This window comes from Pseudomonas sp. BRG-100, assembly GCF_000737955.1.
Classification (GTDB): domain Bacteria; phylum Pseudomonadota; class Gammaproteobacteria; order Pseudomonadales; family Pseudomonadaceae; genus Aquipseudomonas; species Aquipseudomonas synxantha_A.
In genome coordinates, this window is record NZ_JPRX01000001.1 from 2,781,944 (window position 1) to 2,801,675 (window position 19,732).

Annotated in this window: 13 protein-coding genes and 2 pseudogenes; 11 read left to right on the forward strand and 4 right to left on the reverse strand. The window is 61.3% G+C overall.

Translation table 11 applies throughout. The features are described 5' to 3' along the window. The first annotated feature begins 282 nt into the window (after positions 1-282). Positions 283-4,236 carry a trifunctional transcriptional regulator/proline dehydrogenase/L-glutamate gamma-semialdehyde dehydrogenase gene (gene putA / locus JH25_RS14995; protein WP_032878273.1) on the forward strand — a complete coding sequence of 1,318 codons (3,954 nt, stop codon included), beginning with the start codon at positions 283-285 and terminating at the stop codon, positions 4,234-4,236. 211 nt (positions 4,237-4,447) lie between these two features. Further along, positions 4,448-6,250, forward strand: a complete 1,803-nt coding sequence (locus JH25_RS14990; protein WP_032878274.1) for an acyl-CoA dehydrogenase — start codon at positions 4,448-4,450, stop codon at positions 6,248-6,250. Here the strand turns inward: JH25_RS14990 and JH25_RS14985 are convergent. Both JH25_RS14985 and JH25_RS14980 read right to left on the reverse strand, forming a co-directional pair. After that, positions 6,247-6,537: a cell division protein ZapA gene (locus JH25_RS14985; RefSeq protein ID WP_032878275.1), complete on the reverse strand. Its 291-nt coding sequence runs from the start codon at positions 6,535-6,537 to the stop codon at positions 6,247-6,249. The two genes, JH25_RS14990 and JH25_RS14985, sit on opposite strands and share 4 nt — an antisense overlap. Then, positions 6,534-6,764 (reverse strand): hypothetical protein, encoded by a 231-nt coding sequence (locus JH25_RS14980; RefSeq protein WP_003187970.1) that lies wholly within the window; start codon positions 6,762-6,764, stop codon positions 6,534-6,536. The genes JH25_RS14985 and JH25_RS14980 overlap by 4 nt, the downstream gene beginning before the upstream one ends. A gap of 343 nt (positions 6,765-7,107) precedes the next feature. Between JH25_RS14980 and JH25_RS29370 the strand changes: the two are divergent. The 6 genes and pseudogenes from JH25_RS29370 to trxC all read left to right on the forward strand — a co-directional run. Continuing rightward, a pseudogene (locus tag JH25_RS29370) lies at positions 7,108-7,764 on the forward strand (MCP four helix bundle domain-containing protein); the annotation flags it as partial. Between the two features lie 303 nt (positions 7,765-8,067). After that, a pseudogene (locus tag JH25_RS29375) lies at positions 8,068-8,667 on the forward strand (methyl-accepting chemotaxis protein); the annotation flags it as partial. A gap of 230 nt (positions 8,668-8,897) precedes the next feature. After that, positions 8,898-10,640 carry a potassium/proton antiporter gene (locus JH25_RS14970; RefSeq protein WP_005784108.1) on the forward strand — a complete coding sequence of 581 codons (1,743 nt, stop codon included), beginning with the start codon at positions 8,898-8,900 and terminating at the stop codon, positions 10,638-10,640. A 49-nt stretch (positions 10,641-10,689) separates the two neighbouring features. After that, positions 10,690-14,073, forward strand: coding sequence for a mechanosensitive channel MscK (mscK, locus tag JH25_RS14965; protein ID WP_032878277.1), 3,384 nt, complete (start codon positions 10,690-10,692; stop codon positions 14,071-14,073). Between the two features lie 48 nt (positions 14,074-14,121). After that, entirely contained in the window at positions 14,122-15,585 is a 1,464-nt protein-coding gene (selO, locus tag JH25_RS14960; RefSeq protein ID WP_032878278.1) for a protein adenylyltransferase SelO, read from the forward strand. Between the two features lie 36 nt (positions 15,586-15,621). Then, positions 15,622-16,056, forward strand: a complete 435-nt coding sequence (trxC, locus tag JH25_RS14955) for a thioredoxin TrxC (RefSeq protein WP_032878279.1) — start codon at positions 15,622-15,624, stop codon at positions 16,054-16,056. A 130-nt stretch (positions 16,057-16,186) separates the two neighbouring features. Here trxC and JH25_RS14950 read toward each other — a convergent pair whose 3' ends face one another. Beyond that, the gene (locus tag JH25_RS14950; protein WP_032878280.1) at positions 16,187-16,405 is read right to left on the reverse strand and encodes a DUF6124 family protein; all 219 of its coding nucleotides are present in this window, start codon (positions 16,403-16,405) and stop codon (positions 16,187-16,189) included. Positions 16,406-16,885: 480 nt separating this feature from the next. After that, on the reverse strand, positions 16,886-17,656 hold the full coding sequence (locus JH25_RS14945) for a ParA family protein (protein ID WP_032878281.1): 771 nt from the start codon (positions 17,654-17,656) through the stop codon (positions 16,886-16,888). A 315-nt stretch (positions 17,657-17,971) separates the two neighbouring features. On the opposite strand from JH25_RS14945, the gene JH25_RS14940 reads away from it, so the two are divergent. The 3 genes from JH25_RS14940 to JH25_RS14930 are packed head-to-tail and all read left to right on the forward strand — an operon-like array spanning position 17,972 to position 19,729. Further along, positions 17,972-18,694 carry a beta-ketoacyl synthase chain length factor gene (locus JH25_RS14940; protein WP_032878282.1) on the forward strand — a complete coding sequence of 241 codons (723 nt, stop codon included), beginning with the start codon at positions 17,972-17,974 and terminating at the stop codon, positions 18,692-18,694. Next, positions 18,670-19,482: a lysophospholipid acyltransferase family protein gene (locus JH25_RS14935; protein ID WP_032878283.1), complete on the forward strand. Its 813-nt coding sequence runs from the start codon at positions 18,670-18,672 to the stop codon at positions 19,480-19,482. The genes JH25_RS14940 and JH25_RS14935 overlap by 25 nt, the downstream gene beginning before the upstream one ends. After that, positions 19,460-19,729, forward strand: a complete 270-nt coding sequence (locus JH25_RS14930; RefSeq protein WP_005784090.1) for a phosphopantetheine-binding protein — start codon at positions 19,460-19,462, stop codon at positions 19,727-19,729. Before JH25_RS14935 ends, JH25_RS14930 begins: the two co-directional genes overlap by 23 nt. Positions 19,730-19,732 lie beyond the last annotated feature (3 nt).

The following is a 19,732-nucleotide window of genomic DNA, read 5'->3' on the forward strand; positions in this document are numbered from 1 at the left end:
ACAAAGCAAATAAGGTGCAACCAGTTTCTTGCGAATAAGTTGCACCCAAGTGTGATTTAGGACAAACGCCGTGTTTTTGCTCCTTTTCGGAGCAAGAACAGCCGATCTCAGAAGCAAACGCACCAATGCCGAGCGGATTTTGTCGAAGGCCAATTTTTTTCCGATCAACCGTCGAAAATTTCCTGAACAAAAGGGTTGCACCCGGTTGCACCTCTGCATGGGCAAAGCTAATCTTGCCGCCAGCAGATGCCACTCGGTAGTGGCACCCATGAGGATAAGAAAATGGCAACGACCACCCTTGGGGTCAAACTCGACGACCCAACCCGCGAGCGCCTGAAAGCCGCCGCGACCTCCATTGATCGCACGCCGCACTGGCTGATCAAGCAGGCAATTTTCAATTACCTGGAGAAACTCGAGGGTGGTGCAACCCTGTCCGAGCTCAATGGCTTGAGCAGCAAGGACGCCGAAGACGCGGGCGAGATCCAGGCTGACCACGCCCACCAGTGCTTCCTTGAGTTCGCTGAAAGCATCCTGCCGCAATCGGTACTGCGCGCATCGATCACCGCCGCTTACCGTCGCCCGGAACCGGAAGTGGTACCGATGCTGATCGAGCAGGCACGCCTGCCGGCAGACATGGCCGAAGCCACCAACAAGCTGGCTGCCACGATTGCCGAGAAACTGCGTAACCAGAAGAGCGCCGGCGGCCGTGCCGGTATCGTCCAGGGCCTGCTGCAAGAATTCTCCCTGTCGTCCCAGGAAGGCGTGGCGCTGATGTGCCTGGCCGAAGCGCTGCTGCGCATCCCGGACAAAGGCACCCGTGACGCGCTGATCCGCGACAAGATCAGCACCGGCAACTGGCAGCCGCACCTGGGCAACAGCCCGTCGCTGTTCGTTAACGCCGCCACTTGGGGCCTGTTGCTGACCGGCAAACTGGTCGCCACCCACAACGAAGCGGGCCTGACCTCCTCCCTGAGCCGCATCATCGGCAAAAGCGGCGAGCCGATGATCCGCAAAGGCGTCGACATGGCCATGCGCCTGATGGGCGAACAGTTCGTCACCGGCGAAACCATCGCCGAAGCCCTGGCCAATGCGAGCAAGTTCGAAGCCAAGGGCTTCCGCTACTCCTACGACATGCTCGGTGAGGCCGCCCTCACCGAACACGATGCCCAGAAGTACCTGGCATCGTATGAACAAGCCATTCACTCCATCGGCAAAGCCTCCCATGGCCGTGGGATCTATGAAGGCCCTGGCATCTCCATCAAGCTCTCCGCCCTGCACCCGCGCTACAGCCGTGCGCAGTACGAGCGCGTGATGGACGAACTGTACCCGCGCCTGCTGTCGCTGACCTTGCTGGCCAAGCAATACGACATCGGCCTGAACATCGACGCCGAAGAAGCCGACCGCCTGGAACTGTCCCTGGACCTGCTGGAGCGTCTGTGCTTCGAGCCGCAACTGACCGGCTGGAACGGTATCGGTTTTGTGATCCAGGCTTACCAGAAGCGTTGCCCGTATGTGATCGACTACGTCATCGACCTGGCCCGCCGCAGCCGCCATCGTCTGATGATCCGCCTGGTAAAAGGCGCGTACTGGGACAGCGAAATCAAACGCGCCCAGGTCGAGGGCCTGGAAGGCTACCCGGTGTACACCCGCAAGGTGTACACCGACGTTTCCTACATTGCCTGCGCACGCAAACTGCTGTCGGTGCCGGAAGCCATCTACCCGCAGTTCGCCACGCACAACGCCCACACCTTGTCGGCCATCTACCATATCGCCGGTCAGAACTATTACCCCGGCCAGTACGAGTTCCAATGCCTGCACGGCATGGGTGAACCGCTGTACGAACAAGTGGTGGGCAAGGTTTCCGAAGGCAAGCTGAACCGTCCGTGCCGTGTGTACGCGCCGGTCGGTACCCACGAAACACTGCTGGCCTACCTGGTACGCCGCCTGTTGGAAAACGGCGCCAACACCTCGTTCGTCAACCGCATCGCCGACCAATCGATCTCGATTCAGGAGCTGGTGGCCGATCCAGTGGCCAGCATCGAGCAGATGGCTACGCTGGAAGGTGGCTTCGGCTTGCCGCACCCACGTATTCCGCTGCCGCGTGACCTGTATGGCAGCGACCGCGCCAACTCGGCCGGTATCGACCTGGCCAACGAACACCGTCTGGCGTCGCTGTCCTGCGCCCTGCTGGCTACCGCGCACAACAACTGGAAAGCCGCGCCGATGCTCGGTTGCGCCTCCAGCCAGGAAGCGGCCCAACCGGTGCTGAACCCGTCCGACCTGCGGGATGTGGTCGGCCACGTACAGGAAGCTACCGTCGAAGACGTCGACAACGCGATCCAGTGCGCGATCAGCGCCGCGCCGATCTGGCAGGCCACCCCGCCCGCCGAACGCGCCGCGATTCTGGAGCGTGCCGCCGACCTGATGGAAGGCGAGATCCAGCCGCTGATGGGCCTGCTGGCCCGTGAAGCCGGCAAGACCTTCGCCAACGCCATCGCCGAAGTGCGTGAAGCCGTGGACTTCCTGCGTTACTACGCGGTGCAGGCGCGCAACGATTTCACCAACGATGCCCATCGCCCACTGGGCCCGGTGGTATGCATCAGCCCGTGGAACTTCCCGCTCGCCATCTTCAGCGGCCAGGTGGCTGCGGCATTGGCCGCCGGTAACCCGGTACTGGCCAAGCCTGCCGAACAAACCCCGCTGGTCGCCGCCCAAGCCGTGCGCATCCTGCTCGAAGCCGGCATTCCCGAGGGCGTGCTGCAGCTGCTACCGGGCCAAGGCGAAAGCGTCGGCGCCCGCCTGGTGGGTGATGATCGCGTCAAAGGCGTGATGTTCACCGGTTCCACCGAAGTTGCTCGCTTGTTGCAACGCAATGTCGCAGGGCGCCTGGATGCCCAGGGTCGCCCGATCCCGCTGATCGCCGAAACCGGTGGCCAGAACGCGATGATCGTTGATTCGTCGGCGCTCACCGAACAGGTGGTGATCGACGTGGTGTCGTCGGCTTTCGACAGCGCCGGCCAACGTTGCTCGGCCTTGCGTGTACTGTGCCTGCAGGAAGATTCGGCAGACCGCGTCATCGAAATGCTCAAGGGCGCCATGGCTGAATGCCGTCTGGGCAACCCGGAGCGCCTGTCGGTGGATATCGGCCCAGTGATCGACGCCGAAGCCAAGGCCGGCATCGAGAAACACATCCAGGCCATGCGCGACAAAGGCCGCAACGTTTATCAGGTTGCAATTGCCGATGGCGAAGAGATAAAGCGCGGCACCTTTGTGATGCCAACCCTGATCGAGCTGGAAAGCTTCGACGAGCTGCAACGCGAGATCTTCGGCCCGGTGCTGCACGTGGTGCGCTACAAGCGTAAAGAGATCGACCAGTTGATCGGCCAGATCAATGCGTCGGGCTACGGTCTGACCCTGGGCGTGCATACCCGCATCGACGAGACCATCGCCAAGGTGATCGACAACGTCAACGCCGGTAACGTCTACGTCAACCGCAACATCGTGGGTGCCGTGGTCGGCGTGCAGCCGTTCGGCGGCGAAGGCCTGTCGGGCACTGGCCCGAAAGCCGGCGGCCCGTTGTATCTGTACCGCCTGCTGTCGACTCGTCCTACCGACGCGATCGAGCAATCCTTCGTACGTGGCGACGCATTGACTGCACCCGACGTACGCCTGCGCGACGCCATGAGCCAACCGCTGACCGCCCTGAAAACCTGGGCCGACAGCCATAAGTTCAGTGAGCTGAGCGCGCTGTGCACGCAATTCGCGGCGCAGTCGCAAAGCGGTGTCACACGGCAACTGGCCGGCCCGACCGGTGAGCGCAACAGCTACGCAATCCTGCCGCGTGAACACGTGCTGTGCCTGGCTGAAGTGGAAGGTGATCTGCTGACCCAACTGGCGGCAGTGCTGGCCGTCGGCGGTTCGGCGGTATGGCCGGAAACCGAGCTGACCAAGGCCCTGTTCCCACGCCTGCCGCGAGACATTCAGGCGAAGATCAAGCGCGTGGCCGACTGGACCAAGGACGACGTAGTGTTCGACGCCGTCCTGCACCACGGTGATTCCGACCAACTGCGTGCGGTGTGCCAGCAAGTGGCGCAGCGCGGTGGGGCGATTGTTGGGGTGCATGGTATGTCTCAGGGTGAGACGGCCATTGCCTTGGAGCGATTGGTGATCGAGCGGGCGTTGAGCGTCAACACCGCAGCGGCAGGCGGTAACGCCAGCCTGATGACTATCGGTTAAAACCTGTGGGAGGGGGCTTGCTCCCGATAGCGGAGTGTCAGTCAGCACATTGGACACTGACACACTGCTATCGGGAGCAAGCCCCCTCCCACATTGACTGCATTTCAATTCCCTGCCTGCGTTTTGCCCTTCCATCACCCAGATCAATCTTGCTATCCAGCCTCTATTCACGCGCTTAGACTCAGGCCAATTCCTTCAAAGGTAGTCCGCCATGTCCGAGACGCTGCTCAGTTCCCGCAATCTGGCTTTCGAGCTGTACGAAGTCCTCGATGCCGAGGGCCTGACCCAGCGTGAGCGGTTTGCCGAACACAACCGCGAAACCTTCGACGCTGCGATCAGCACGGCGCGCAGCATCGCCGAAAAGTACTTCGCCCCCCACAACCGCAAGAACGACGAAAACGAACCGCGTTATGAGAACGGCCAAGCGATCCTGATCCCGGAAGTCAAACCCGCCGTAGACGCCTTCCTGGAGGCCGGTTTCCTCAACGCAGCCCGCAGTTTCGAAGCAGGCGGCATGCAACTGCCGACCTTGCTGTCCCAAGCCTGCTTCGCCCACTTTCAAGCGGCCAACGCCGCATCGACCTCCTACCCGTTCCTGACCATGGGCGCCGCCAATCTGATCGAAAGCTTCGGCACCGAGGAGCAGAAACAGCGCTTCCTGCAACCGATGATCGAAGGGCGCTTCTTTGGCACCATGGCCCTGACCGAGCCCCATGCCGGCTCCTCGCTGTCAGATATTCGTACCCGCGCAGAACCGGCGGCTGACGGCAGTTATCGCCTCAAAGGCAACAAGATCTTCATCTCCGGTGGCGACCACTCGCTGTCGGAAAACATCGTGCATATGGTGCTGGCCAAATTGCCGGACGCACCCGCGGGCGTGAAGGGTATTTCGCTGTTTATCGTGCCCAAGTTCCTGGTCAACGATGACGGCAGCCTGGGCGAACGCAACGATGTATTGCTAGCCGGGCTGTTTCACAAGATGGGCTGGCGCGGTACCACGTCCACGGCGCTCAACTTCGGCGATAACGGCAACTGCGTCGGCTACTTGGTGGGCAAACCGCACCAGGGCCTGAGCTGCATGTTCCAGATGATGAATGAAGCACGCATTGGCGTGGGCATGGGCGCGGTGATGCTCGGTTACGCCGGCTACCTCTACTCGCTGGACTACGCCCGCGAACGGCCCCAGGGTCGCCTGCCCGATAGCAAAGACCCAGGCACCGCACCAGTGGCGATCATTCAGCACGCCGACATCAAGCGCATGTTGCTGACCCAGAAAGCCTATGTGGAAGGCGCCTTTGACCTGGGCCTTTACGCAGCCCGACTGTTTGACGACACCACCACCCTGGCAACCGACACTGAGCGCAAGCACGCCCACGAACTGCTGGACCTGCTCACCCCCATCGTCAAATCCTGGCCGTCGGAGTTTTGCCTCAAGGCCAATGAACTGGCGATCCAGATTCTCGGCGGCCACGGCTACACCCGCGAATACCCGGTGGAGCAGTACTACCGCGACAACCGCTTGAACCCGATCCATGAAGGCACCCACGGCATCCAGTCCCTGGACTTGCTTGGGCGCAAATTGGCGCAGAACGGCGGCGCCGGCTTGAAGCAATTGATTCGCCTGATCGCCGAGACCGGGGCCCGTGCGCAGAAGTACCCGTCACTTACGGCACTGCGAGAGCCGCTGGAGCAACTGGTCAATCGACTGCAAAGCGTCACGATTGGCCTGCTGACCGATCTCGCCCAGGGCAAGGTCAACAGCAGCCTGGCGAACTCGGCGCTGTACTTGAAAGTATTCGGGCATACGGTGATCGGCTGGCGCTGGCTGGAACAGGCGATCCGCGCTGAAGAAGGGCTGGCCAAGGGTGAGGCGGCCGATGCGGCCTTCTACAAGGGCAAGCTCCAGGCCGCCCGGTACTTCCTGACCTGGGAAGTACCGAGCTGCCATCACGAACTGGCAATTCTGGAGGCACGCGACGATACGTGCCTGGGGATGCAGGATGAGTGGTTCTAAGGCTGGATCGCCTTGGCAATCACCTCGACCGTGGCGCTGACTTGCTCTTGGTAACGGTCGAGTTCCTGCTGGTGAGCCTGTTGCATTTCGATCTGCTCGGCGCACAGGTTCAGCGCGGCCAGTACCAATAATTTGTCACCGATCAGGGTCGGGTACTTTTTCTTGGTAACCGCCAGGGAAGCCTTGAGCATGGTCACGGCATGCATCAGGGTCTGATCTTCGCCGGCCGGTGCCTTGATCGAGTAATCCTCTCCGAGAATCGAAACGACCTTTATCCCCTCATTCATGCGCTGACAGGCCCTGCACTCACACGCTCAACCAGGGCCTGGATGCGGGCGGCGGTGGCGCCGTGCTTTTCTTCCTGCTCCATCAGGTTCAGTTGCAGGCTGTCGTTTTCATCCTTGGCGCGAGCCAGTTCGGCCTTGAGGGATTCGTTGCTGCCCAGCAGCTCTTGATTCTGCTGTACCAGGTCGCTGACCAGTTGTTCCAATTGGCTGAGAGATGCTTCTAACATTTTGATTTCCCGGGCTTTTAAAAGGGCGGTGACGATAAAGAAAATTCACCTCGGATGCCAGGGATATCCCCGGCGTGCAGCCCGATTTATCGGGGCCGGGCCGCACTTTCGAGCCTTAGTGACTGCAATTACCCGATCTGGTTCCTCCAATGCCCCCAACCCTTCGTCAGATGCGACAAAAGCGCGCAGCCCCTTAAGACTTTAGTCGCAGGGCCGATAACGCAGGCACACCTCGTCTCATGGCCGCACGGATCGCGCTTCCCCCCAGGATTCCAGCATGTCTCTTCGTAATATGAATATCGCCCCGAGGGCCTTCCTCGGCTTCGCGTTTATTGGCGCCCTGATGTTGTTGCTGGGTGTGTTCGCCCTGAACCAGATGAGCAAGATTCGCGCAGCCACCGAAGACATCACCTCAGCCAGCGTGCCAAGCATTCGTGCCCTCGACGAATTCACCCAACTGACCCTGCGCCTGCGCGTGCTGTCGTATCGCTTGCTGACCAACCGCGAGCCGGATGTACAGCAAAAGACTTTGGAAGCCTTCGAGTTGCGCAATCAGCAGATTCGCACGGCCCAGGGCATCTACGAAAAATTGATCACCAGCACTCAAGAGCGCAACGCCTACGACGAATACGTGCGCCTGCTGGGCCAGTACCACCAGATTGAAGAGCGCATGAAGAGCCTGTCACGCGCCAATCAGGTCGACGAGCTGCGCAACTTGCTGAACACCGAGTTGCTGAGCAACTCCGAGCAAGTCAACGCCGTATTGACCCGCTTGCTGGATATCAATAACGACGACGCCAACGCCACCAACCAGCAAGCCAAAGACCAATACGACATGGCCTTCGACCTGGTGGTGGGCCTGCTGGTGGTTGCCACGGCGCTGACCGTGTTGTTCGCCTGGTTGCTGACCCGCAGCATCACCCTGCCCATCGCCCGTGCCCTTGAAGCCGCCGAAGAAGTGGCCGAAGGTAACCTGACGCGCCCGATCACCGTAGACGGCAACGACGAAGCCGGCCGCCTGCTCGCCGCCATGGCCAAGATGCAAAACAAACTGCGCGATACCCTGCAACGCATCGCCGGCTCCGCCACTCAGTTGGCGTCTGCCGCCGAAGAGCTGAACGCCGTCACCGACGAAAGCGCCCGTGGACTGACCCAGCAAAACAACGAAATCGAACAAGCCGCCACCGCCGTCAACGAGATGACCAGCGCCGTTGAAGAAGTCGCACGCAACGCCGTGAGCACTTCCGAAGCTTCGCGCAACGCCACCACCTCTGCCGGTGATGGTCGGGACCTGGTGCAGGAAACCGTCAGCGCCATCGAACGCATGAGCGCTGACGTGCAGGCCACCGCCTCCCTGATTGGCGACCTGGCCAATGAATCGCGGGATATCGGCAAAGTGCTGGACGTGATTCGCGGCCTGGCCGACCAGACCAACCTGCTGGCCCTGAACGCGGCGATTGAAGCCGCACGCGCCGGGGAAGCCGGACGTGGTTTCGCCGTAGTGGCCGACGAGGTGCGAGCGCTGGCCCATCGCACGCAACAATCCACCAGCGAGATCGAGCGCATGATCGGCAGTATCCAGACGGGTACTGAGCACGCAGTGGATTCGATGCGAAACAGCACCGAGCGGGCCGAATCGACGCTGAACATCGCCAAGGGCGCGGGCATGTCGCTGGATACCATCAACACCGCAATTGTCGAGATCAACGAGCGCAACCTGGTGATCGCCAGCGCGGCGGAAGAACAGGCCCAGGTGGCGCGGGAAGTGGACCGTAATCTGGTGAATATTCGCGACCTGTCAGTGCAATCCGCTACGGGCGCCGGCCAGACCAGCGCCGCGAGCAGCGAATTGTCGCGCCTGGCAGTGGATCTGAATGGGATGGTAGGCCGCTTCCGCCTCTAACTGACGGCACTTGAAAATGTGGGAGGGGGCTTGCTCCCGATTGCGGTATATCAGTCAACTTATCTGTGGCTGACCCACCGCTATCGGGGGCAAGCCCCCTCCCACATTTGCTTCTGCAAAAATTCAGAAAAAGCTTTTTGACAGCGCAGCAATTCAACAGGTTAGAATCGCTGGCACGCAGACTGCATGGTCAGTTTGCGCCCCGTCTTCCCTGCTCTGGAGTACTGCCTTTGAATGCGACGACCATCAACAGCCTGTTCTTGATCGGCGCGTTGCTGGTAAGTGCGAGCATTCTGGTGAGTTCCCTTTCGTCCCGCCTGGGCATCCCGATCCTGGTGATCATCCTGGCCGTGGGCATGACCGCCGGTGTCGATGGCGGCGGCATCATTTTCGATAACTACCCGACTGCCTACCTGGTGGGCAACCTCGCCCTGGCCGTGATCCTGCTCGACGGCGGCTTGCGCACACGGGTGGCGAGTTTCCGCGTGGCGCTGTGGCCGGCCTTGTCCCTGGCCACGGTGGGGGTGTTGATTACCACCGGCCTCACCGGCATGGCGGCGGCCTGGCTGTTCGACCTCAATATCATCCAGGGCTTGCTGATCGGCGCCATCGTCGGCTCCACGGACGCTGCAGCGGTGTTCTCGCTGCTGGGCGGCAAGGGCCTCAACGAACGGGTCAGCGCCAGCCTGGAAATCGAATCCGGCAGCAACGACCCGATGGCGGTGTTCCTCACCGTCACCCTGATCGACATGCTCGCCAGCGGCCAGACCGGCCTGCACTGGAGCCTGTTGACTCATCTGATTCGCGAATTCGGCATCGGTGGCCTGGTGGGCCTGGGCGGCGGCTGGCTGATGCTGCAGCTGGTCAACCGCATCAACCTGGCCAACGGCCTGTACCCGATTCTGGTAATCGCCGGCGGCCTGTTCGTTTTCGCCCTGACCAACGCCCTGCACGGCAGCGGCTTCCTGGCCGTGTACCTGTGCGGCCTGGTGATTGGCAACCGCCCGGTGCGCAGCCGCCATGGCATTTTGCATATGCTCGATGGCATGGCCTGGCTGGCGCAGATCGGCATGTTCCTGGTGCTGGGCCTGTTGGTCACGCCCCATGACCTGCTGCCCATCGCCCTGCCCGCACTGGGCCTGGCGCTGTGGATGATCCTGTTTGCGCGGCCTCTTTCGGTGATGGTTGGCCTGCTGCCGTTCAAGGCATTCCACGGTCGCGAAAAGGCCTTTATCGCCTGGGTCGGCCTGCGCGGCGCGGTGCCGATCATCCTCGCGGTGTTCCCGCTGATGGCCGGCCTGCCCCATGCGCAGCTGTACTTCAACCTGGCGTTCTTTATCGTGCTGGTGTCGCTGCTGGTGCAGGGCACAAGCCTGCCGTGGGTGGCCAAGTTGCTCAAAGTCACCGTACCACCGGACCCGGCACCGATTTCCCGCGCAGCCCTGGAAGTGCACGTCACCAGCGAGTGGGAGCTGTTCGTCTACCGCCTCGGCGCCGAGAAATGGTGCATCGGCGCGGCCCTGCGCGAGCTGAAAATGCCCGAAGGCACGCGCATCGCTGCACTGTTTCGCGGCCAGCAACTGCTCCATCCGTCGGGTAGTACCGTGCTGGAAGTCGATGATTTGCTCTGTGTGATCGGCCATGAACACAACCTGCCGGCCCTGGGCAAACTGTTCAGCCAGGCACCGCAACGGGGCCTCGATTTGCGCTTCTTCGGCGACTTCGTGCTCGAAGGCGACGCCCAGCTGGGCGCGGTTTCGGCCTTGTACGGGCTCAAGCTCGAGGGTATCGACCCGGACATGCCGCTGAGTCGCTTCATCACCCAGAAGGTCGGCGGTGCACCGGTGGTGGGCGACCAGGTGGAATGGAACAACACCATCTGGACTGTCGCGGTCATGGACGGGAACAAGATTGGCAAAGTCGGCGTCAGATTCCCCGAAGGAAGTCGCCCGGGCCCCGGACTCTTCCTCTAAACTGCGGGGCAACAACGCCCCGATTCTTCACCTTGCAAGACCGGTCTCTATGCCAACCCTGCGCACTTTTATCGCCACTGCCCTGCTGGGCCTGACCCTTTGCGTCGGCGCCGTTCACGCTGCCGACCCGCCCAGCGCCGACGCCATCCAGCAAACCCTGGATAAACTGCCCGACCGCAAGCTGCCCGACGCTGACATGAAGGCGTTGCAGGGCATCCTGCAGCAGACCCTGACGTACCTGGCGAACCAGCAGGATTACGAGCAGCGCCTGGCCGATCTCAAGCGCCAGCTGGAAGAGGCCCCACGCCAGACCGCCGACAACCAGCGCGAGCTGGCCCGGCTCAAGGCCACCAAAATCATCCCCGTAGCCCAACGCTACGCCTCGCTGCCCGTGCCGCAGCTTGAGCAATTGCTGGTGCAACGCAGCACCCAGCAAGGCGACCTGCAAAAAGAGCTGGCCGACGCCAACAGCTTGACCATCGCCGCCCAGACCCGCCCCGAGCGCGCCCAAACCGAAATCAGCAGCAGCCAGACGCGCATCCAGCAGATCAATGCCACGCTCAAGCTGGGCAAAGACAACGGCAAAGCCCTCAGCGGCGACCAGCGCAACCAGCTGAACGCTGAACTGGCGGCCCTGAATGCGCTCATCCCCCTGCGCCGCCAGGAGTTGGCCGGCAACAGCCAGTTGCAAGACCTGGGCAACAGCCAGCACGACCTGATCCAGGAAAAAACCGCGCGCCTGGAGCAGGAAATCCAGGACCTGCAAACCCTGATCAACCAGAAACGCCTGGCCCAGTCCCAGCAGACGGTGACGCAACAGTCCATCGAAGCCCAGAAAGCCGGGGGCAGCAGCATCCTTGCCAAGGAAAGCGCCGACAACCTGAAGCTGTCCGACTACCTGCTCAAGAGCACTGACCGTCTCAATGACCTGACCCAGAAGAACCTGCAGACCAAGCAGCAACTGGACACGGTCAACCAGAGCGATTCGGCCCTGGACGAGCAGATCAACGTGCTCAAGGGCAGCCTGCTGCTTTCCAAGATTCTGTATAAGCAAAAACAGGCCCTGCCGCGCCTTACCGTCGACCGCGACCTGGCCGACGATATCGCCAACATTCGCCTGTACCAGTTCGAGGTCAACCAGCAGCGTGAGCTGATCAGTTCCCCCAGCGCCTATGTGGATAACCTGCTGGCCAACCAGCCACCGGACGAAGTCACGCCGCAACTGCGTCGCACCTTGCTGGAACTGGCGATCACCCGCAGCGACCTGCTGGAGCGCCTGAGCCGCGAGCTGAGTGCGCTACTGAACGAATCGATCACCCTGCAACTGAACCAGAAGCAACTGTTGAGCACCGCCACTACACTGCGCGCGACGCTTGATGAGCAGATGTTCTGGATCCCGAGCAACAAGCCGCTGGACACCGAATGGCTGGAAACCGTGCCGGCGCACCTGAGCAAGCAAGTCGCCACCCTGCCCTGGGCGTCCAGTGTCAGCGAACTGTATGACGGCCTGACCCAGCGCCCGTTGCTGTTCCTGCCGCTGCTGCTGTTGCTCGGCGCGCTGTTGTGGCGGCGCAAGGCGTTGTATCAGCGCCTGAACAAGGTCCACCTGGACATCGGTCACTTCAAGCGCGACAGCCAGTGGCATACGCCGCAGGCGATCCTGATCAATATCCTGCTGGCAATGCCGGTGTCACTGGGCCTGGCGCTGTGCGGCTATGCCTTGCAGATCGACGCCCGCGGGCAAAACGCCAACCTGGGCTCGGCCCTGCTGCAGATCGCCCAGGCGTGGCTGGTGTTCTACACCGCCTACCGCATCCTTGCGCCGGGCGGCGTGGCCGAACTGCACTTTCGCTGGGAGAAACCTCAGGTCCAGTTCCTCCAGGGCTGGATACGCAAGCTCGGGCTGGTGGTACTGGCCCTGGTGGCGGTGGTGGCGATTGCCGAACACCAACCGGCGGCACTGGCCGAAGACGTGCTGGGCATTGCCGTGGTGCTCACCTGCTATGGCTTGATGGCGTGGCTGCTGAGTCGCCTGCTGCTCAACAGCCCCACCCATGAAAAGGCCTCGCTGTTTCGCAAGGCCATCGGGCTGGTGTTCACCGCCCTGCCGATCGCGCTGTTCATCGCCGTGTGCTTTGGCTACTACTACACCGCCCTGAAACTCAGCGACCGGCTGATCAACACCCTGTACCTGCTGATGTTCTGGCTGGTGATCGAAGCCACCTTCGTGCGCGGCCTCGGCGTGGCCGCCCGGCGCCTGGCCTATGCCCGCGCCCTGGCCAAACGCCAGGCCGCCAAGGAAGCCGGTGATGGCGAAACGGTGATCGAGGAGCCGACCCTGGACATCGAACAGGTCAACGAACAGTCCATGCGCCTGATCCGCCTGGCCTTGCTCGGCGGCTTTATCGCGGCGCTGTACTGGGTGTGGTCGGACCTGATCTCGGTGTTTTCGTACCTGGATAACGTCACCCTGTACGAATACACCAGCGGTACGGGTACCAATATCAGCATGGTACCCATCAGTATCGGCGACCTGCTCGGCGCGTCGATCATCATCGGCATCACCTTCGCCCTGGCGCGCAACCTGCCCGGCCTGCTGGAAGTGCTGGTGCTGTCCAAGCTGGACCTGGCCCAAGGCAGCGCCTATGCCACCACCACCTTGCTGTCCTACATCATTGCCGGCGTAGGGTTTGTCACCACCCTGTCCACCCTCGGCGTGAGCTGGGACAAGCTGCAATGGCTGGTTGCGGCGCTGTCGGTGGGCCTGGGCTTCGGTATGCAGGAGATCTTCGCCAACTTCATCTCCGGTATCATGATCCTGTTCGAACGCCCGGTGCGCATTGGCGATACCATCACCATCGGCAACCTGTCGGGTACGGTGAGCAAGATCCGCATTCGCGCCACCACCATCACCGACTTCGACAACAAGGACATCATCGTCCCGAACAAGACTTTCATTACCGGGCAACTGATCAACTGGTCGCTGACCGACACCATCACTCGCGTGACCCTCAAACTCGGCGTGGACTACGGCTCCGATCTGGATCTGGTGAAGGAATTGTTACTCAAAGCCGCACGGGAAAACCCGCGGGTACTGAAAGAACCCGAACCCCATGTGTACTTCCTCAACTTCGGCGAAAGCACCCTGGACCACGAGCTGCGCATGCATGTGCGCGACCTCGGCGACCGCAACCCGGTGCTCGACGAGGTCAACCGCTTTATCAACCGTGAGTTCAAGAAACAGCACATCAACATCTCGTTCAGGCAGATGGAGATCTACCTGAAAAACCTCCACGGCCAGGAATACAAACTGGTGCCGGCCGAGGATGAGCGCAAGTCCATCGTCGAGCCCGTCGACAAGCCCGACGCACCAGAGCCACCCGCCGGCAAAGTGGTGGATGCGCCGGAGCCGCCACCGAGCAAACTCGACTAAACGCCCTGTCCCCAGCAGAATGCTCGGACATTCTGCTGGAGATGGCCGGTGAAAGCCCTCGACGAACTGACCTTCGACAACCGCTTCGCACGCCTGGGCGACGCGTTCTCGACCCACGTATTGCCAGAGCCCCTGGACGAACCGCGCCTGGTCGTGGCAAGCAAGGCCGCCATGACGCTGCTCGACCTCGACCCGGCCGTGGCTGAAACGCCCGTGTTTGCCGAACTGTTTGGCGGCCACAAGCTGTGGGCCGAAGCCGAACCAAGGGCGATGGTCTATTCGGGGCATCAGTTTGGCGGCTACACCCCGCAATTGGGCGATGGCCGCGGGTTGTTGCTGGGCGAGGTCTACAACGAGGCCGGCGAACATTGGGATTTGCACCTCAAGGGCGCGGGGATGACGCCTTACTCGCGCATGGGCGACGGGCGTGCGGTGTTGCGCTCTTCGATCCGGGAATTCCTTGCCTCTGAAGCCCTGCATGCGCTGGGCATCCCCAGCAGCCGCGCTCTATGCGTGATCGGCTCCAGCACCCCGGTCTGGCGTGAGAAACAGGAACGTGGCGCCATGGTGTTGCGCCTGGCCCATAGCCATATCCGCTTCGGGCATTTCGAATACTTCTACTACACCAAGAAGCCCGAACAGCAGGCCGAGTTGGCCGAACACGTGCTGAACCTGCATTACCCCGAGTGCCGCGAGCAGCCTGAGCCGTACCTGGCGATGTTCCGCGAGATCGTCGAGCGCAATGCCGAGATGATCGCCAAGTGGCAGGCCTATGGCTTTTGCCACGGGGTGATGAACACCGACAACATGTCGATTCTGGGCATCACCTTCGACTTCGGGCCCTTCGCGTTTCTCGATGATTTTGACGCGCACTTCATCTGCAACCACTCCGACCATGAAGGGCGCTACTCCTTCAGCAACCAGGTGCCTATCGGGCAGTGGAACCTCAGCGCCTTGGCCCAGGCGCTTACGCCGTTCATCAGCGTTGATGCCTTGAAGGAGGCACTTGGCCTGTACCTGCCGTTCTACCAGGCCCACTACCTGGACCTGATGCGCCGCCGGCTGGGGCTCACGAGCGCTGAAGAGGATGACCAGAAACTGGTGGAAGACTTGCTCAAGCTGATGCAGAACAGCGGCGTGGACTACACACTGTTCTTCCGACGCCTGGGCGATGAATCCGCGGCGCTGGCCGTGACGCGGCTACGTGACGACTTTGTCGACCTGGCCGGGTTTGATACCTGGGCCGAGCGGTACAAGGCCCGCGTTGCGCGGGACGGGGATTTCACCCAGGAACAGCGCCGTGAGCGGATGCATGCGGTGAACCCGCTCTACATCCTGCGTAACTACCTGGCCCAAAACGCCATCGCCGCCGCCGAATCAGGCGACTACAGCGAAGTGCGACGGCTGCATGAAGTGCTAACCAGGCCGTTTGAAGAGCAAGCGGGGATGGAGCAGTACGCGCAACGGCCGCCGGATTGGGGTAAGCATTTGGAGATTAGTTGTTCGTCGTAAGTCCTGAAACCCATAGCCACCCCCAAGGAGCCCCCGATGTCCGAATCTCTTGTCATCCCCTGCCCACATTGCAACGGCCTCAACCGCATCCCCGGCGAACGCCTGGGTGATGCGCCCAAGTGCGGGCGTTGCAAGCAGTCGGTGTTGCTGAGCAAACCCTTTGATTTGAAACAGGGCGACTATGCCAGCCAGATCAAGGGCGACCTGCCGCTCCTGGTCGATGTGTGGGCCGAATGGTGCGGGCCGTGCAAGTCGTTTGCGCCGGTATTCGAGCAGGCCGCCGGGCAGCTTGAAGGCAAGTGCCGGCTGGCGAAGCTGGACAGTGAGGCTAATCAGCAGCTGTCGGCGCAGTTGGGGATTCGTTCTATTCCCAGTTTGATTCTGTTCAAGAACGGTCGCGAAGTGGCGCGCCAGAGCGGGGCGTTTCCGTTGCCGCAGCTGATGAGCTGGTTGCGTAGCCAGGGCGTATAAACATCCCCCGCCATCAACTCGGTCAATGTGGGAGCTGGCTTGCCTGCGATGCAGGCGACTCGGTCTGCCTGGTACACCGAGGCGATGCTATCGCAGGCAAGCCAGCTCCCACATTGAATGCATTTCAGCTTTAGGTCAGGGGGGCTTCGCGGTCCATCATCTGGCCGACCAGCATGACGCCCAGTTCGCTTAATTGGTGAATCGCCAGAGCCACATCGCGATGTTCGCCTGTGAGGTCGTTGGACAAGTTGAGTAATAGCGTGCGCACGGAGGAGAAGATTTCGTAGCTGTTGAGCACGAGGGCTTCGGTGGGGAGGTTGGGTGAAACATTGAAAAGACGGATAGACATGCATTTGTTCCCTGATAGGGCCACTACCGTTTCGCTACTAAACGAAGGGTGGCAGCTGTACGCAGGTTAGTAGACCGGGGAACAAAGCAAAGACCGGCGCACCCGAAGGTGCCCTGCGCACAGCCACCATCAGATAGGCGATAACGCCATGCTTTTGGAGCAGGTGCACATGCTTTGGTCGGTCGGGCTACTAAACCCGATCACTGAACATTCAGCGACCGGCAAACCTTAGAGACGCCCATCCAGACGCACAAGCCGGCGGATTCTGGCGTAGCTGTAGGCAAGGTTACAAGGCACAAGCCCAATTGCCAGACCCTTCCTACAGACCCTGTGGGACAAATCCAACCCACCTGCCGAAATGCAATCCAAACTGTGGGAGCTGGCTTGCCTGCGATGCAGGCGACTCGGTCTGCCTGGTACACCGAGGTGATGCCATCGCAGGCAAGCCAGCTCCCACAGTGTTCTGCGCTGCCTGTGGGGTCAGGCATTTTCCAGCAGATTATGCAGCTCCACAAACTGCTGCGTCAGTTTATGCCGTGGGTCGAGGTGGATCAGCGGCTTGCTCTCCTGGTGCGACTCGCGCATTCGCACAGAGCTGGCCAGGTACACCGGCAGCACCGGCAGCCCTTCGGCAATCAGTTCATCCAGAATCTGCTGCGGCAGGCTGGCCCGGGCCTGAAACTGGTTGACCACGATACCTTCCACTTCCAGGCCTTCATTATGGTCTTCCTTCAGTTCTTCGATTTCCGCCAGCAGGCCATACAGGGCCTGGCGCGAAAAGCTGTCGCAATCGAAGGGGATCAGCACACGATCAGCCGCAATCAGCGCAGAAACCGCATAGAAGTTCAACGCGGGTGGAGTATCGAGGTAAATCCGGTCGTAATCCTCGCTCAACTCATCCAGCAGCTTTCGCAGCTTGTTGATCTTGTGCTTGGCTTCGAGCTTGGGCTGCAGGTCTGCCAGCTCGGCGGTGGCGGTGATGACGTGCAGGTTGTCGAACGGCGTTTCGTAGATATCAACCTTGTTCTTCTTCGAAAACGGCCCGGAAGACAACGTTTGCTTGAAAAAATCCGCGATCCCCATGGGGATGTCTTCGCCCGTCAACCCGGTGAGGTACTGGGTCGAGTTGGCTTGCGCATCGAGGTCCACCAACAGGGTTCGATAACCTTCGCTGGCGCTGACCGCCGCCAGGTTGCAGGCGATGCTGGACTTGCCCACGCCGCCTTTTTGATTGAACACCACGCGCCGCATGGAAAAACCTCCGTGTATCAATGAATGACCGAGTGTAGAGCGCAAAAGCGCCAGTTAGCTACCTCGTTCATCCATACGCTGTGCCTGGCTCACAAATGAATGGGAAATCTCCGACGACCCAGCCTGGCCTGTGATCGCCGACAATCTGTAAATTCTTCCAACTTATTTGTGATCAATAGTGAACAAATTTTCACCACTATTTGCTAGAACCCCGCGGCACCGGGATAATGCGCGCCATTCGGCTATTGCTCTCTGTCCCGGAATCCGGGGCCATTGGCCGCACATGGAAGCCCGCAGGGGCGGGATAACTTCTCAGTGATCAACTTCAACATCGCCCAATGGCGCGCCTGGGCTCCTGGCCTTGAGAGTGCGCACGACTGGCACGCCTGGTGCCGGGACCCGGTGTTGCTGCCCGTCAGCGAAGCCTGCCCGGATGTGTCATTTCTGCCAGCTATGCAGCGCCGCCGCTTGAGCCGGCTGGCGCGCATGGCATTCAGCGTCGGCTGGCCGCTGGCCGAGGGCCTTGCAGAGCTGCCGCTGGTGTTCATTTCCCGCCACGGCGAAACCCCGCGCACCCTGGATATCCTCAGTGATCTGGCCAACGAGCAGCCGCTGTCGCCCACCCAGTTCAGCCTGTCGGTGCACAACGCGGTGATCGGTCTGTGGTCGATCCTGCGCAATGAAACCGCCGAGATGACTGCCATCGCCGCCGTTGGCGATGGCCTGGAGCACGGCCTCCTCGAAGCCGCCGCACTGCTCAACGAAGGCGCCCCGGCGGTGCTGCTGGTGATCACTGAAGAACAGCCGCCCGAAGCCTACGCCGGCTGGATCCATGACGTACCGTTCCCCTATGCCCTCGGCCTGTTGCTCACACCGGGCGACGAGTGGCAGCTGGAACTTACCACCGGCACTGTCCAACCCTCCACCATCGCCCAGTGGCCCCACGCCCTGAACCTGCTGCGCACCCTGCTGACCGAACAGGGCGCCTGCCAACATGCCTGGAAGAACCGAGTATGGAACTGGCAACGCAAGCCCTGACCGACAAGCCTCGGGACGCCTATTACTGGCGCCTGCTCGCTACCGCCGCGAGCTTTTTCCTGTTCGGCGTGGGCGGGTTGTGCCTGCGTTTGCTGGTGTTTCCATTGCTCAGTTGCTTGCCGGGCAGTGCCGAACAGCACCAGCGCCGTGCACGTCACACCATCAGCCGGCTGTTCTGGTTCTTTGTGCGGTTGATGCAGCGTGTCGGCGTGCTGACCTACAGCGTGGAAGGCGCCGAGAAGCTCGGGCGCCCAGGGCAGATGATCGTTGCCAACCACCCGTCGCTGATCGATGTGGTGTTCCTGATCGGCCTGATGCGCCAGACCAACTGCGTGGTCAAGCAGAGCCTGTTCCAGAACCCCTTCACCCGCGGGCCGGTGCGTGATGCCGGCTACATCAGCAACGACGGCAGCGCCGATATGCTCGATGCGGCTGCCGATGCCCTGCGCGCCGGCCAGACCCTGATCATCTTTCCCGAAGGCACCCGCACCACACCCGGCGCGGCCCCCGCCTTTCATCGCGGCGGCGCGGCCATTGCCCTGCGGGGTGCGACAATCATCACCCCGGTGGTGATCAAGGTCAGCCCCACCACCCTGACCAAGGCCGAACCCTGGTATCGCATCCCCAAACGTCGATTTCACTTCAGTTTGCGCGTGGGGGCCGATATAGAGCCACAAGCGTTTGCCGCGCTCGGCGCCGCGCCCCAGGCTTCACGCAAGCTCAACGATTACCTGCATCACTATTTCATTAAGGAGCTCGCCGAAGATGAGCGACCAAAAAAGCCTTGAGCACGAGATAAAAGAGCTGATCATCGAGGCCCTGGGCCTGGAAGACATCAGCGCCGACGACATTGGCAGCGAACAGACTCTGTTTGGCGAAGGCCTGGGCCTGGACTCGGTCGATGCCCTGGAATTGGGCCTGGCGATCCAGAAAACCTACGGCATCAAGATCGATGCCGACGCCAAGGACACCCGCAATCATTTCACCAACGTGGCCAGCCTTGCGGCGTTCGTCACGGCCCGACAGGCAGCTTGAGAC